Annotated in this window: 8 protein-coding genes; 3 read left to right on the top strand and 5 right to left on the bottom strand. The window is 46.6% G+C overall.

The features are described from left to right. Positions 1-932 precede the first annotated feature (932 nt). A complete protein-coding gene (locus tag IDZ20_RS04695) occupies positions 933-3980 on the top strand; it encodes a carbohydrate-binding domain-containing protein (protein WP_188150277.1) in 3048 nt (1015 codons plus the stop codon). 309 nt (positions 3981-4289) lie between these two features. Beyond that, positions 4290-6344: a cellulose binding domain-containing protein gene (locus IDZ20_RS04690; RefSeq protein ID WP_188150276.1), complete on the top strand. Its 2055-nt coding sequence runs from the start codon at positions 4290-4292 to the stop codon at positions 6342-6344. A 162-nt stretch (positions 6345-6506) separates the two neighbouring features. Here IDZ20_RS04690 and IDZ20_RS04685 read toward each other — a convergent pair whose 3' ends face one another. Further along, a complete protein-coding gene (locus tag IDZ20_RS04685; RefSeq protein ID WP_223144895.1) occupies positions 6507-8021 on the bottom strand; it encodes a methyl-accepting chemotaxis protein in 1515 nt (504 codons plus the stop codon). A gap of 560 nt (positions 8022-8581) precedes the next feature. Here IDZ20_RS04685 and IDZ20_RS04680 point away from each other — a divergent pair. Then, positions 8582-14467 (top strand): outer membrane protein assembly factor BamB family protein, encoded by a 5886-nt coding sequence (locus IDZ20_RS04680; RefSeq protein ID WP_188150275.1) that lies wholly within the window; start codon positions 8582-8584, stop codon positions 14465-14467. A 13-nt stretch (positions 14468-14480) separates the two neighbouring features. Here IDZ20_RS04680 and IDZ20_RS04675 read toward each other — a convergent pair whose 3' ends face one another. From IDZ20_RS04675 to IDZ20_RS04660, 4 genes are all read right to left on the bottom strand, one after another. After that, a complete protein-coding gene (locus IDZ20_RS04675; protein WP_245792113.1) occupies positions 14481-14801 on the bottom strand; it encodes an SNF2-related protein in 321 nt (106 codons plus the stop codon). Further along, a complete protein-coding gene (gene mads1, locus IDZ20_RS04670) occupies positions 14798-14971 on the bottom strand; it encodes a methylation-associated defense system helix-turn-helix domain-containing protein MAD1 (RefSeq protein WP_425443415.1) in 174 nt (57 codons plus the stop codon). Before mads1 ends, IDZ20_RS04675 begins: the two co-directional genes overlap by 4 nt. Before the next feature lie 548 nt (positions 14972-15519). Beyond that, positions 15520-15819: a type II toxin-antitoxin system RelE/ParE family toxin gene (locus IDZ20_RS04665; protein ID WP_188150274.1), complete on the bottom strand. Its 300-nt coding sequence runs from the start codon at positions 15817-15819 to the stop codon at positions 15520-15522. Positions 15820-15824: 5 nt separating this feature from the next. Further along, entirely contained in the window at positions 15825-16082 is a 258-nt protein-coding gene (locus IDZ20_RS04660; RefSeq protein ID WP_188150273.1) for a type II toxin-antitoxin system ParD family antitoxin, read from the bottom strand. Positions 16083-16222: the final 140 nt, after the last annotated feature.

Below are 16222 nucleotides of genomic sequence, written 5' to 3'. Positions count from 1 at the left end.
CCTCCTTGTCGAAGATGTAGTTTTAAAATGTATTTTTTATACGGTAAGTACCAATGAAGCTAAATGTGCTTGTACCATTGATTTCCTGGTTGTCGTAGCGCCCACATTTTTTTAACGGGGAGTATTGGTGTAAAAAATATCGGCGTATTTACAGGTTCGAATTACACCGCGATAGAAGTAGAAACAACTTAGTAAGTAGTAACAATTAAAACCAAGATACAAATACTTACTACTAAAGTGTTGTGTTTTCCACAGCTAGTCACCGCTGGTAATTATTCTTGAAAATCCTACCACAACAATTATAGCGACACTCGATATATCAGATAAAATTGATTAACTTGATAATAATTAACGGACGGCCATTTATGGTCACGAATCTAAAACTGCGATTCCAATGGCGTAGAAGGGCTCTAGTTAACGATCAAATCTATAGATAATGGTTGCACCAGAATGGGGCCTGCTCGCAGGGGGTTACCCATTGAACGAATACAAAAGAAGCAGGATTTACAAAAATCTATACCCTCGATTGAGACAGGATAACTAGGTTAACCACCACAAATCTTTTTAAATATCAGCGAGAACAAAGTTGAGTTTCTTTGCTGTAAAGACAAAAGTTAAGGCTGATTGCCTGTAGTTATTTGAATTTTTAAGGCCTGCGCGTCTATACACGATAAATTTCTGCAAAAAAACTTCAATTATTTGTCGAATGTTGTTTTTTCTCTCAAATGAGCAAGATTTGACCATCTCCGTCTCAATATCATCTGCGCGAAGCTTTCGGCTACATGCCTAAATGTGGTTGTTGGTTTGTATATAAAAATAATACTAGCGCTTTTTTAAATTCAAAATTCGGGTTGCAGCCTTCTCATCTAATACGCTGGGTATGGCTAACCACATTTATAAAATAATTAGCTCAATAAAATGAGGAGTCTCTTATGACTTTCAAATTATGCTCGCGCAATAGAGCGCGTTGGGTAGCATCCGCTGCGCTCGGCGCTTCATTAGCTTTAAGTTCTATTACCAGTTTAGCGGTTCCAGAAGAAGCCCATACTTGGGAAAACGTCCGTGTAGACGGCGGCGGTTTTGTTCCGGGTATTATCTTTAACCAAAGTGAACCCAACTTAATTTATGCACGCACCGATATTGGTGGCGCCTATCGTTGGGATGAACCCAATCAGGAATGGGACCCAATTTCGGACTGGGTTGGCGAAGACAACTGGGGCTATTACGGTGTTCTCAGCCTCGCCACAGATCCAGTTGACACTGACCGCGTCTACATGGCCGTGGGTATGTATACTAACGATTGGGATCCAAATAACGGCGGTATCGCCCGCTCCACCGACCGTGGTAATACTTGGCAGGTCACCGAACTGCCTTTCAAGGTCGGCGGCAATATGGCCGGCCGCGGTATGGGTGAACGTTTAAATGTTGACCCTAACGATAACAGCACGCTGTACTTCGGTGCTGAATTAGGCGAGGGCCTCTTACGTTCTACCGACTACGGCGTAACTTGGAACAAGGTCACGAACTTTCCTAACGTCGGCACCTATATTCAGGACGCTAACGACGAATGGGATTACCTCAACAAAATTCAGGGCGTGGTTTGGGTAACATTCGACCCTTCTTCCGGTTCTTCAGGTAGTGGTTCCGACCGTATTTTTGTCGGCGTAGCAGACCTTAATGAATCGCTTTACCAAAGCCTAGATGGCGGTGCGACCTGGGGAGCTATTCCGGGACAACCTACTGGATTCATACCGCATAAAGGTAAGTTCGACCACGTAAACGGTATTCTCTACGTTTCAACCAGTGATACTGGTGGCCCCTACGATGGAGCCTCCGGTGAAGTGTGGAAATATGATGTAAACAGTGGTGTGTGGACCGACATCTCGCCCATGACCATCGCCAGTGGCGATTTGTATTTTGGTTATAGCGGTTTGACAATTGACCGTCAAAACCCATCCACCATCATGGTTGCCTCCTTAAATTCTTGGTGGCCAGACTTGATTATGTTCCGCTCGACCGACCAAGGTACGACGTGGACACGAATCTGGGATTGGACCAGCTACCCATCTCGCTCCAAGCGTTACGAGCAAGACATCAGCGAAGTACCCTGGCTGGATCTGGGTGGCAACCCCAGCCCACCGGAAGAGTCGTTAAAACTGGGTTGGATGAACGAGTCAATCGAAATTGACCCCTTCAACTCCGACCGTTTCTTTTACGGTACGGGCGCCACTATTTATGGTTCAACCAACCTAACAAACTGGGATACTTGGGACGCCACTGGCAGCCTCGTAACTATTCGCCCAATGGTTAAAGGTTTGGAAGAAACCGCCGTTCAGGATTTGGTAAGCCCACCGACGGGGCCACACCTGTTCTCAGCGCTTGCCGACATCGGCGGGTTTATGCACGAGGATCTAACCGCTGTCCCAGGCTTGCCTTACCAAGCGCCATACCATGGCACAACAACCAGTATTGATTTTGCTGAATTAAACCCAGGTACTATGGTTCGCGTTGGCCATCCCGTAGGTGACGTTCCCGATGGCTTTGTTTATATCGGAGTTTCAACTTCTGGCGGAAGTTCTTGGTGGCAGGCATCTAATGCTGGCGCGCCAACTTCTGGCGGAACGGTATCCGTATCGGCTGATGGTGGCAGCATAGTTTGGAGCCCCGGCGGTTCAAGCGTTCACTATTCGACAACTTTCGGTTCTAGCTGGACAGCTTCGAATGGCGTTCCCGCTGAAGCCAAAGTCGAATCAGATCGTGTTAACCCAAGCATGTTTTACGCTTACAGCGGTGGTACTTTCTATTATTCAACGGATGGTGGTGCGAACTTTACGGCCTCTACAGCTTCAGGTTTACCTACAGCTGGTCATCTGCAATTTAAAGCGGTTCCAGGTTACGAAGGTCATATTTGGTTGGCCGGCGGTTACATTGACGATACCGATCCAAGTGTCACCACTCACGGTTTGTGGCGCTCTACCGATGGCGGGCAAACGTTCTCGCAAACTTCGGGTGTTCAAGAAGGCGACAATGTTGGCTTTGGTATGGGGCCCACTGGGGCAACGTATCCGGCGATTTATCTCGTCGGCCGCATAGACGATGTGCATGGCGTATTCCGCTCAAATGACATCGGCGGGAGTTGGGTACGCATTAATGACGACGCCAATCAGTTCGGTAACATGGGTGAAGCTCTGACCGGTGACCCCCGTGTTTATGGGCGCGTCTACCTAGGCACTAACGGTCGCGGCATTATGATGGCGGACACTCAAGCCGGAAATCCTGGTGGTGGATCGAGCACGAGTTCTTCAAGTTCGAGCTCTTCGAGTAGTTCAAGCTCTTCTTCCAGTTCCAGTTCCAGTTCCAGTTCCAGTTCCAGTTCCAGTTCCAGTTCCAGTTCCAGCTCTTCGAGTAGCTCAACTTCATCTTCTAGCTCATCATCAAGTTCCAGCTCTAGCAGCAGTGGTGGCGCCTGTGCGACGCAATGTAACTGGTACGGAACTTTGTATGCTTCATGCGCGAACCAAACCAGCGGCTGGGGTTGGGAAAACAGTGCAAGCTGTATTGGAACAGATACCTGTAACAATCAGTCGGGCGATGGTGGTGTAGTGGATAACTGCAGCAGCTCGTCTTCAAGTAGCTCTAGCTCTTCAAGTTCAAGCAGCTCGTCTTCAAGTAGCTCTAGTTCGTCAAGTTCAAGTAGCTCATCGTCGAGCGGTGGCACTACGGAGTGTGACAATATTAAATCAGGAGGTCAGTCTGGCAATGTTGGTACTACCGGCGCCTACTGTTTCAAAACACAAAACACTATTAGTGGTTGGGGCGCATCAAACTTTTCTGGCAGAACAATCTCGGTAACTATCAACGGATCTGGCGCCGCGGTCACCGTTGTCGGTGGCGCTTTACCTGCAAAAGGTGCCAGTGATTATTATCACTTTGAGATCAGCGCCGGAAACTATTCCTGGGCGTCTGTATACTGGTGGTAAATAGTTAATTTAAAGCAAGTCACTAAAGGCCGCTCTTGAGCGGTCTTTTTTTTAGGTGATGCAACGGGCAAAGGAGGACGTTGAGTTAGAGCGTAAAGTGATTAACTAACAAATGGGCTGCAACAGTAGTTTAGTATCCAAATCGGAATGGTGGATAGAGCCCAATATGGAGATTAAGCAGTTGTTTTCAGCAAGTAATAGTTGAATAATTTCAACGCTAAAATGGCAAGGATGTTAGTAGTCTGCCTCTCTAATAATGTACAGGCACGTCAGAAAATAGGCCGTGTCTCAAAAACGACAGGACGCCTCATGATTCCCTATAACTCCCGCAGATTACCCAGATTTTCCCGTCTATTTTTAATGGTTTTGTTAACTGTCAGCAGCTTTGCGCAGGCGCTTGAATGTGAATGGCGCTATATCAATCAATGGAATGGCGGTGCAACAGCCGAGTTGCACGCAAGCAACAATACCAGCTCGGCGATTACCCTTGGCAGCTTTACGGCAGGGTTTAGCGCAGGGGTAAGTATTCAGCAAGCTTGGAATGCCGCAATCACCGGCAGTAACCCCTACACCTTTACACCCTACGAGTGGAATGCCGACCTGCAACCGGGTGGCAGTATGTATGTGGGTATGCAGATTACTCTGCCCGCGGGAGAACCTGCGGAAGATCACATTCCCGTTTTGGGAGGCGAATGCAGTACTGGTTCCGACCCGAATGAGCCGCTAGGTAGTCTCGGCATTAGTACGGTTGAAAAGGCACTTGTCGGCTCAACAAAAAACCTGATGGTTTCTGTTTCACACCCCTCCACCATGCCGAGCAGGCCTTCCCTGAATGTCGCTCCATATACAACTTTTTCGCTCAGCAGCTCCACGGGAAGCAGTGGCTCCAGTTTTGGTTACACGATGAACTATGAGTATCGCGTGTCTTACGATAACCCCGGCACCTACCTGTGGAAGACGGAATCGTCTGGATTAAACCTGAGCGCCGAAAAAACGGTAGAAGTTTTTTCTGAAAGTGCGCGCCCTAGCGTGAATTACAGTGTGCCAGCGGCGATATACGCCAGCGAATCCTTCGCGTTTACCCTAGTAGGCGAAGATACAGAAAGCTTGGCGTCGTTAACACTCACTCCGCCAACAGATTCAGAATTTATCCTGCAAACCAGTGATCGCCAAAGCGACACGCTGTGGACCGATGTGTACACCGGTGCTCTGCCCGAGGGCGTGCATGAATTCTTTATATCAGCGAAAGACCCAGACGGCTTTTTAGATAATAAACGCGTTAGTGTTGAAGTGCTTGCGGCAGAGGGGGGCGATAGCAATACCCCACCAATGGTTGAAATAACTAGCGCGCCCAATTCAACCGAAAACGAAACCGTTGTGTTCAGGGCAACCATCACCGATACCGAAAGTAATATTGTGAACGCCACCATGGTCATTTACCAAATGGTAGACGGAGAGCGCACAAATCCTGTGGAATTGGTGAACAGGGACTACGAAGGTACGGGAGAGGAAAACCTGGCGGCCAGCTGGGGTTCGTTTATGGTAGGTGAAATGGTTATCGAAGTGGTTGCAACCGACGCGGAAGGCGAGCGCAGCCTTGACCAGGTTAGTTTCACGGTCGTCGAAGACGCTGGTGGATCTATTCGTATCGGTACCAATACAGCGGTTCTGGCGGGGGATGTGACAAGCGTTACCGTCAGCGCTTCACATCCGACGCGAGTGCCTTATAGCCCGTCTTTAAGCGTTGAGCCTGAATCTACCATCAGTGTATCCAGTTCTTCCTCAAGTGGCGGTGGTTCCGGTGGTTACACCACGGCTAAGACATTTGGCGTTACCTACGATTACCCAGGTACTTACCTGTTAACGGCTACCTCCGCAGGAATTGAGGCGGCCGAATTGCTGGTAGAGGTTTTCCCGCTATCAGCGATACCTAGTGCAACAATTGAAGTACCGGAAGTGATTTATGCGAATGAGGAATTCACCTTAACCGCACTAGCCGAAGACGGTGCAGGCTTGGCTGTAATATCCCTCACGGCGCCCGACGGCGTGGAACTAAGTCTGCAAAGTAGTGACCGCGCTACAGATACCTACTGGGTGGATACCTACACCGCGTCACTTCCCGAGGGGGCATACAGTTTTAGACTCTTCGTTCGCGATACCGACAACTTTACCCATACAATTACAAAAATTGTTACCGTGGAAGCTCAGGAAGAAGAACCGCCGGAAGGTGTGCTTTGGTGTGACTGGTTCGGTTACGAAGTCATCATCTGTGACGATCACAGTTTAACTGGGTTTCACTGGTTGAATAATGCGAGCTGTGTTGGTTATCAAACCTGCGGAGAGAGCAGGATTTTCACTCAGTAGATTTACTCGGAACTTGCAGAGCGGGCACTAGCAATTGAACGTGAAGCCGCAGCAACCCGCTGCGGCTTTTTTATTGGGTTGGATCAAGGCTATGACAAAAATGAGCAGGCTGTTGCGTTTTAAATAGAAAAGAAAGAACGTAAGAAGTGGCTGATTTTATGACTACCCGAATTTTGTAAGTGCTGCGTTTAACTCGACAAAGGCTCCTTCCAGCTCCCGGATGGTATCGGTATTTTGCTGCACGATACTCGCCGCTTCATCACTTAAGGTATTTACCTGTAAGCTTTGCTTAACAATGAATTCCGATGTTTGGGTCTGTTCCTCTGTCGCCGCCGCGATTTGTTGGCTAATGCCATTGATTTCGTCAATAGCATTGGCTATTTGCACAAACACTTTTTCAACCAACTCAGAGTGGTCTACATTTTCCATTACTCGGGTGCGACTCTCCTCCATCGCCTTCACTGAATTTGAAGAGCCAATAACCAAACGATTCACAATCACTTTTATATTTTCAGTAGACACTTGTGTACGTTTTGCCAAGGCTCGCACTTCATCGGCAACCACAGCAAAACCACGTCCTTGTTCACCCGCACGCGCCGCCTCAATAGCCGCATTGAGCGCCAATAAGTTAGTTTGCTCTGCAATTCCTTGAATCTCCGTCAAGGTGGTTGTAACCGCTTCGCAATCGGTTGCTAAGCCATTAATCGACAATGCCGTATCATTCAAAATATGAGACAAATCAGCAATGCCATCGCGTGAAGTTTTTACAGCTGTTTTTCCCGTGTTTTGTGCATTGGCTGTTTCTTCAGCCAAAAAAGCGGCTCGCTGAATTTGACTTGAAACACCAACAAAAGACCCATGCATATTATCCATAGATTGAGTAATCTCCGCCGCTGAGCGACGCGATTGATTGGCTATTTCAACAAGGTGGGAAGTGTTTGTTGTCAGTGCCGCCATGCTTTTATCGGCCTGCTTTTGTGCGGAAAGCGCCATTGTAATTACGCCACTAATACCGTCGAACAACCAATTGAGTCGGCCAAGTATGGCATTATCTGACGCATTCGCTCGCGCATGTATATTGATGTGCTTCTCGTCCAAAATCATCGTTTCTGTGAGCCGCACAAGCTCCTGCGATACCGAGAGTAAGCGCTGAACAAGGTTCACCATAATAACGAGAACAATTGTTTCAATCACTACGTAAAAGGCGTGCAAGGCCACAATAGACCAAGAGTGCATATGGTCAGGGAATAAGTAAATATGAAAACCAGCGTCCTGCATCATATGAATAACGACATGAAGTATTGCCGCCGCCGCCGCGGCAACCACCAAAGGTATCCAACTGAGATAGACAAAAAGAGCGGCCAAAAAAATGAAGTAACCAAAATGAGCTTCGATCATGCCGTGCATTTGGTGTACATGCAGAGACACAAATAACATAAACACCACCGCAATAATCGCGGGGGTCAGATACGGATGATCAATGACTTTAATAGCAAAATAATTAACGCACGAAAAAAAGCCACCGATAAACAACGCCAACATCCAAGTACCGTACACGGAGGCAAATGCAAAGGACATTAGCCACGCACAGAGCGTCACCCACATCATAACCTTGTCAATTTTCACGCGATAATTCATCACAAAATCAACAAGCTGGTCTCTATCTACATTACGCACCGCAATCACCTCTGAAAATCTTAAAAGACTCTTACGAAGTCTAGACGCGGTTAGATGATTAGCAGAATATTACCGCCGTTTGGCGCGCCGCTCATTAATGTATGTAAGAAATTGTTTTTGTTTGCTTATTTGTTTTTAGTGATGGGGATAACCTGCTGCCCTAAAACACGCCCTAGTGCTTTATTGATTTTAAAGGGGCTCCAATCTGTGGTCATGGGCTTTGATGTGTGGAAGCAGTATCAGAGAGTATTATCCTGATATGAAAAGCAGGATTCTTTGACTTAACCCATTATTGGGGTAAGCGCGCTGCGTTATTACATTGATTCATTCATTTATGATGGCGGCGACTACAGCTCGTCGCATTTCCACACTATGATCTCGGCGCCGCTATGCTGGCGCGTGGGGCTTATGATGCCTGTCCTAAAAAGCGCTACCTGAATTGCTAATTTTGTCGAGCCTCAACATATTTCACCTGGTTATAAAAATGTTGGTGCTTTGGTAGCGACGATTTTATACAATTTGGCGTCAAAGTAGTCCAATAATGTGATAGGGAGATTGTCGTGCCGAGCTTTCGTTTATTAATCTTAATTTTTATAGCTGTTATTTTAGCTTCGTGCGGCGGAGGCGGTGGGTCTACCACAACCTCTGATAGGGATGGGGATGGGGATGGTGTTCCAAACTCTCAAGATGCGTTTCCAGACAATGCCTTGGAATCTAGTGATTTAGATGGCGATGGGCTTGGTGATAATTCCGATACCGACATCGATGGTGACGGAACCTTAAACACAGAAGATATGTTCCCGCGTGACGCCACAGAACAAGTTGATCTAGACGGTGATGGTATCGGGGATAACGCTGATCCAGATCGAGATGGAGATGGCGTAGACAATGACGTTGATGTCTTCCCTGAGGATGCGGCCGAGTCGAGTGATTTAGATGGCGATGGGTTTGGTGATAATTCCGACACCGACGTCGATGGTGACGGGGTGGAGAATGATGTTGATTTATTTCCAACTGACGCTTCGGAGTGGGCCGATACCGATCAAGACGGTGTGGGCGACAACAGTGATGTCTATCCCCTTCACGATGCATGTGCTCTATCCGCTGAAGGCAATGGGGTCGAGTGTTATGCGACCTGGCTGGGTAAGCAGGGCGTTGATAATCTAGATATTATTTCTATTGGTGGCGACCGTTGGATTATTTTTGTTGAAACATCGCAGATTGCTGTTTTATTTGATAACAACGCGAATAGCTACGCTGAAACAGATACGCTAAATATCCCTGAGGACTCGATTAACGAACTTGTGTTTTCGGCGGCCCACCAGCGTGTATATGTTGGATACGAAAGTGGCAATATTGGCTATTTAGATACGCTAACCCTCGCGGTTAACTTGGATTTTGCAAGCACGGCTGAGGCAGTGGATGGCCTTGCCGCTGTTGGAAATTTCCTTTTAGCGCAAGACAATAGTGGCGCATGGGAAAGCCATTATATATTCAACGAGCAAGGTATACAGACAGATTGGGTAGAGTGGAATCACTACTCTAGTGTTTACGCTTGGAATGATGCGTTAGATAGAGTCTATTTTTTTCGGGATACTTCAAACCCAAATGACCTTCTTTACGAATATATTAACCAGGCTACCGGGACCATTGATAGCGACGGTGAAACGCCTTATCACGGCGATTATAGGTATAACCCACCTATCATCGTTTCACCGGATGAATCTCAGGTCTTAGTTGGCTCGGGGGATATATATAACGCAGAGAGCCTAGTTCACGAGGGTGCTGTTGGTTTGGGTTTTGACTTCGCTGCTTGGTTGGATGACGGTGGATTTATATTGCTGACTCAGCAGGTGGGTAGTTTCTCTTTGGTCCGCACCTCGTCTGAAAAACAAATCATTGAGGCGCTTGAAATAGAAGGCGATCTTGTTGGTATCTACCCTTCTTCCACGCCAGACACCTACTCAATCTTGTATTTTGAAGATGCCACATTACGCACCCTGTCTTATTTGGTTAGCAATGATATCGATGGCGATGGCGTGGTAAACGTCGAGGATGATTTTCCAGCAGATATTGCAGCCTCGGTAGATAGTGATCGTGACGGATTCCCTGATGAATGGAATAGTGGATTTAGTGAGGCTGATAGTACTTCTGGTTTAGTTATAGATGCATTTCCATCAGATTCTGCTTGTAACTTAAGTGAACACGGTGTCGAGGGCGTTTGTGATGTTAACTCAAGAGTATCCCCAGATAGCATTACACAGGTAAGTGAACTGGGCGGCGTTATATATATGTTAAGTCCGGCGAATAAAGCCGTCTATTTGTGGGATATTGCGAGCCAGACATATTTAAACCCTATTCTTCTGCTGGCTGGCGGTTATGGTAGCCCAGAATCGCTAGGGGTTTTAAACGAGACTGAATTATATGTGGGTTATTCTACTGGCGCGCTCTTCAAATATGCGCATGGTGGTGTGAATGAATCAGAAATCGTTGATTTATTTTCTGAGGCCATTCAACAAATTCTTGTGGCTGGTTCTAATAAAATTCTTATCACCAAATACGGCTACGATACACGCTACATTGCCTTGGATTCATCTGACCAAGTTACGGAGACTTACGATTCTTGGGATAGGCAAATTGCGTATAAATATACCGCTACGGGTAATTTTTATCGTCTTGAGGGCTCATCCTGGCAATATATTAATACAGTGCAATTTAATGACGAAGGGCTCGTTTCTAATACTTTGAGCCACTCATTGGGTAATGGCCTTGATGCTCAATTTATTGCTGTTTCTCCAGACGAGTCTTTGGTTGTAGCTGGTGCTGCTGTGGTATCCGACTTTCTTGATGGCGATGCTAGGTTTACCTTTAAATTACCTGGCTCGAATGAAGTTGAATTTACGGATTTTGCCTGGACTTCCAACATCGGTGTCGCGCTTACGCAAGGTGTGGAACACGATAGCCTTGTCGGTTATTCGTCGGATTTAAGTGATGCCGTATTCGAATATGAGTTAAGTGAGAGCCGTTACGAAAAAATTCTACCCTATGAGAACGGCATTGTTGCGTTTCGGTCGCTTTCTCGCGGGGTGACGATTGAGGTGGTGCCTCTTTTAGTTGACTCGGATAAAGATGGTTTGCCCTATTGGTGGGAGCTTCAACACGGTTTGAATGACCAGAACTCCAGTGATGCAAGCCTGGATAGTGACGACGATGGTTTGAGTAATACTGAAGAATTTATAGCCGGCACATCCCCCTTCTTGGAAGATACCGATGCTGACGGATTGAGCGATGATGAAGAACTTAATACCTATTCTCTTAATCCACTGCTTTCCGATACTGACGGCGACTCTATGCCGGATAGCTGGGAAGTAGAGTATGGGCTTGATGGTGCATATGCATCCGATGCTCTGTTTGATGCAGATAACGACGGTGTTGAGAACCTTTACGAATTTCTATTGGAAACTGACCCTCAGGATGAAACATCTTTTCCCGAGATTGTAAGTGATATAGCCATTTCTTTTGAAAATAGTGAAATTCCTTCTGACTGGGTGCTTACTGGGGATGTGGGCCAGGTCAGTTTGAGTAGTTCCGAGTCCCTAGTTGGAGATAGAAGCCTCTATATCGGCTCTGACCTAGAAATTTCTTGGGCTAAATATTTTGTCCCAGTGGATCTTTCGATTTCGGTCTTAACAAATTGTTATTCATCCTACGATAAAGAGGTTTCAATCAGTGTTAACGGTGAAATTTTAACGACAATTTGGCCATCTCAGCTTGATTGGGAAGAAATGAACTTAACGCTTCCGTCAGGCTATCACGATATTCGAATAGTGGTTGAAAGCTCAGATGCTTCTTGTGGGGTCTTTTTGGATGCAATACGCATCTCCCCTCTGCGCAATATTTTTGATTCCGGTGTAAGTAATGTTTCAGTGCGTGATAGTCGCTACCTTGATTTTGTAGACCTGGATGGAGACGTAATTCGAGTTATCGAAATTCCTCGAATAAACAATTACTGGGACGCTAGAGATGCAGTGGTGATGGACGATGGGAAAATTGCTGTATTTAACGGCACATTTGAGCCGAGACTAAGCGTATATACTCCAGAGCGTAATGAGTGGCGGCATATTCAAGCACCTGCTTGGTCAACGGTTAATAACAGCTCATACGGAGGTATCGGCGCGATCGGCAGTAAGGTGTACGCCACGAATATGGCTACTAGCGGGAGTTCAACTCAAGGCATCGTAGTTTTCGATCTAGAGGATGATTCGGTTAGTTATACAGAGTCGTTTGCGCTTATTGACCTGAATATTGGTCTTGATGGCTATATCTACGGACTTAGTGGCAGTTCGCTACATGTATACGACCCCGCGAGTATGAGCGTGGTTGACACTTTGATTGTCGATGATTCTAGAAGCGTCGCTGTCAGTGAAAGTGGTGAGTTATTTCTCGGAGCTTGGTCGGGGGAAATTATTCATTACAGCTCGAGTGCAGTGGAACAAAAAAGATTGAATGCTTTGGGCAGTGTTTACGATATTGATCTGCGAGCCAATGGCGATATTTATATTTCTAATAGCTCAGGTGAGGTTTTTAAAACGTCAGAAGATTTTGTAAGTACAGAGCAATTGTCGTTTGACGCTGATTTTATTGCGCTGGTGCCGGACTTGGATAGTGACTCGGACGGTTTGCCAGACTGGTGGGAAGGTGGTAGTGACTTAAACCGAAATGATAGCGCGGATGCAAGCTCAGATAATGATGAGGATGGCTTAACGGCCCTTCAAGAGTATGCCGCTCGCACTTCTGCGACGATTGCAGATTCCGATAACGATGGTTTAAGTGATGGCGATGAAGTGTTTACGCATGGTTCAGACCCTCTCAATGCCGATAGCGATTCTGATGGTTTGTTCGATGGTGAAGAAGTAGCGTTGGGAACATCGGTAGTTATCAACGATACAGATGATGATGGCCTCACTGATTTCGATGAATTACAAACTCACTTAACCGATCCGCTACTTTCAGATTCTGATGCTGACTTAATGGAAGATGGGTACGAAGTGGAGTATTCATTAGATCCTCTTGCTGACGATGCTTCTGATGATAAAGATGAAGATGGCCTCTCCAACCTTGAAGAGCATGATGCAGGGTCGAACCCAGGCCTGAGTGACACAGATGGGGATGGTCTAAGTGATTATGATGAAATTATTATTCATCTCTCATCCCCCGTTAGTGCCGATACAGATTCAGACCTCATCCATGATCAGTGGGAAGCCGAAAATGGCTTGGATTTAAATGACCCAACTGATGCAGAACTTGACTGGGATAGTGATCAGTTTACAAACCTTGAAGAGTTCTATGCTGGCACAGACCCTAATATGGGCTCTAATTATCCACTGCCGATTGAGTGGGGAACGTATCAAGGAGATAGTTCACACACCGGTTATACCCCGTTGATTTTGGACGAACTTGATTTTGTGTTTGATTGGCAAGTTAGCTTCGACGGCGCGACTACGCTTTCTCCGGCAGTAGCATCTGAATCACAGGTGTTTGTATCTAACCTGTCGCACTACGGTGATTATCAGTCGGTATTTGCCGTTGATGCGTTTACGGGCGATACGGAATGGTTTTTGAATTACCCTGACATTAACTCGATAAATGCACCTGCATATAGTGACGGCCAGGTGTATTTCCAGACTGGGGGGCATGAAGACTCGTTTATTCGAAGTGTCGACGCCGCTTCCGGAGAATTAAATTTTGAGTCGTCCTATGGCAATCAGTGGTCTAGCTATTTGGCGCCTACCATCCACGATGGTGATGTTTATATTGCCGGTGGATACTACGGTGGGACTTACGGTTTTGATGGCGTCAGTGGAGCGCAGTTATGGTTTAACTCAGGGCCTCAATACGACGACTTCACGCCCGCGGTAGATGATCAATATGTTTATGCATTTACAACACACTTAAAGGTGATTGATAAGCTAACAGGTGAGCTGGCATTTGCGGTTGAATTCCCAGATTTAAATTGGGGAGGCTACTCTGTCGGGGTGGCAACGGTACTTACTCAGTCAAAAAATGTGGTTGTTACGCAATCTGGGTCGCTTGTACTATTTGACACGAATAATCGTGAGATTAGTTGGCAGCACTTAAGCAGCGGCTTTCACGGCCAGCCTTCCTCATCTGACGGGAAGATATTTGTTTTAGCAAATAATTCCCTTTATTCGATAGATGAAGCGTCTGGTGAAACGGATTGGATTTGGTCAGCCCGCAGTTTGACATCGAATATTGTCGTTACCAAAACTCACATCTTCGTTGGTGATGACGCATCGACATATGCAATTAACAGAGTGACAAGAGATATCGATTGGACTTATGAGGCTGCTGGGCAGCTAAGTATCAGTAGTGCCGGAAAGCTCTATATTTCAGGTAGTGCTCTCACATCTATTTCCCTTCAATAACTGAACAGCTGGCTCATTGGCGGTGAGCCAGCTTCTGCGCCCACTGCTTGCGTAATGCGGCAGGGCAAACGATCACCAAACGACGTCGGCGTTCCGCCGAGTGCTGACAAAGGACGAGAGCGGCTTCAATGGTTTTGCCAAGACCGACCTCATCCGCCAGTAATACACCTTGCTGGAAGGGGTTTCGCAATGAAAAAAGTGCTGCTTCAATCTGATGAGGATTCAAATCTACCGTTGCATCGAACAGTGACTGTGAGAGCCGATCCACACTGTCTGCCGCGTGAAGGTAGGTGAGCTCGTGGGCGTAGTATTTGGCGTGGTAGGGTGAAATCATTTTTCGCCCCCGGTTTCTTTGGTTTGTTGGGCAATCCACGTTTCAATATCGTGCTTTTTAAAACGCCAAGCATTGCCCACTTTGAAAGCGGGTATTTTCTTGGCAGCGGCTAGACGGTAAACGGTACGTTCATTGACCTTCAAAAAATCGGCGACTTCTTTAATTGTCAGTATTTCATCGTTCTTGATTACGCCTCATTTACCCATGGCCATCTAACGGCTGGTAAAAACTGTCAAACTAGTGCAATAAGTACATGGATCAATCCTAGTTTGATCCAATGGCAAAGTGAGCACTAGTTTTGGTACTTCCTCCACCTACCCAATTTACCAATCAAACTCCTTTCCTCGGTCCGATAATAAGCTACTGATCTTAAAGGGTTCTCTATTCTCTGGTCATGGACTTGGGTCTTGTGAGGCAGGGAGAGGCACAGAGAGTATGTACGTTAAGCCATCCGTGGCTTAACCCCTACGGGCGCGAGGCGGCACAAAATGTTCCAGACATTTTGTCGGCAATTCAGAGAATATATGCCTCAAATAGTCCGAGATTAGAAATGACGCGAAGTCCGTAAACTCTTGCCGCACAAGGGCTGTAGCGCGGGTTGCAGGCAATAAAAAACCCCAACTGATAACAGTTGGGGTTTCGTATTTGGTGGCAATTATCAATATGAAAAGTCGTTCGGAACTCGCTCAGTTTCTGCTAGGTATTGATGGTTGTTGAGCTATTTTAAGTGTCGCTGCGGGTCTTGGCGGCCGTGTAGTACGCGGATAATTTCTACCGTTTCAGGCGTGACTCTGTAAAACAGGGTATGGCTCTCAATAGGCAGGCTTCTGGCGCCTGATAGGAGTTCAGAGCGATCTACGCCGATCAGGGCTTGTTCGGTAAGGGCCCAGAACTGTTCTTTTATACTCTCAAGGTAACTTTCGGACTGGGTTTGTCCCCATTGCCGCAGCCCATACTGGTAGATATCTTTTAGATCTGTTTTGGCGGCAGGGGCTATAACGAGCTGGTGTGCTGGCACGTGGTTTAAGCCTTAATGTCATCGAACAGTGAATCTAAAGCGGATTTTGATTCTATGGTAATGCCTTCACCGCGATCTAGCTGGTCAGTGCCAACTTTAAGTTGTTCACGCAGGCGGGCCAATTTCACTTCGTGGATCCAGTCTTCGTGTGTGTCCATAAAACGCAGTGCTTCGCGGATCACTTCGCTGGCATTGTTGTATAGGCCGCTTTCAACTTTTGCTTTAACGCGAGACTCTAGCTCGCTAGTCAGTGACACGTGCATAATGAACTCCAAGGGTAGACATTTATACAAATTATGCTAGGCAACAATACAAAGATTGTCAATGTTTGTATTGTTGGAGTGGGCGAGATGAGTTGGAGACGCTAAAGCGATGTGCAATCTATTCCCGCTCATCCGTAGAA

Source organism: Teredinibacter waterburyi (assembly GCF_001922985.1).
Taxonomy (GTDB): Bacteria; Pseudomonadota; Gammaproteobacteria; order Pseudomonadales; family Cellvibrionaceae; genus Teredinibacter; species Teredinibacter waterburyi.
The sequence above is the reverse complement of the archived record's forward strand: the minus strand, read 5'-3'. Positions and strand labels throughout refer to the sequence as shown.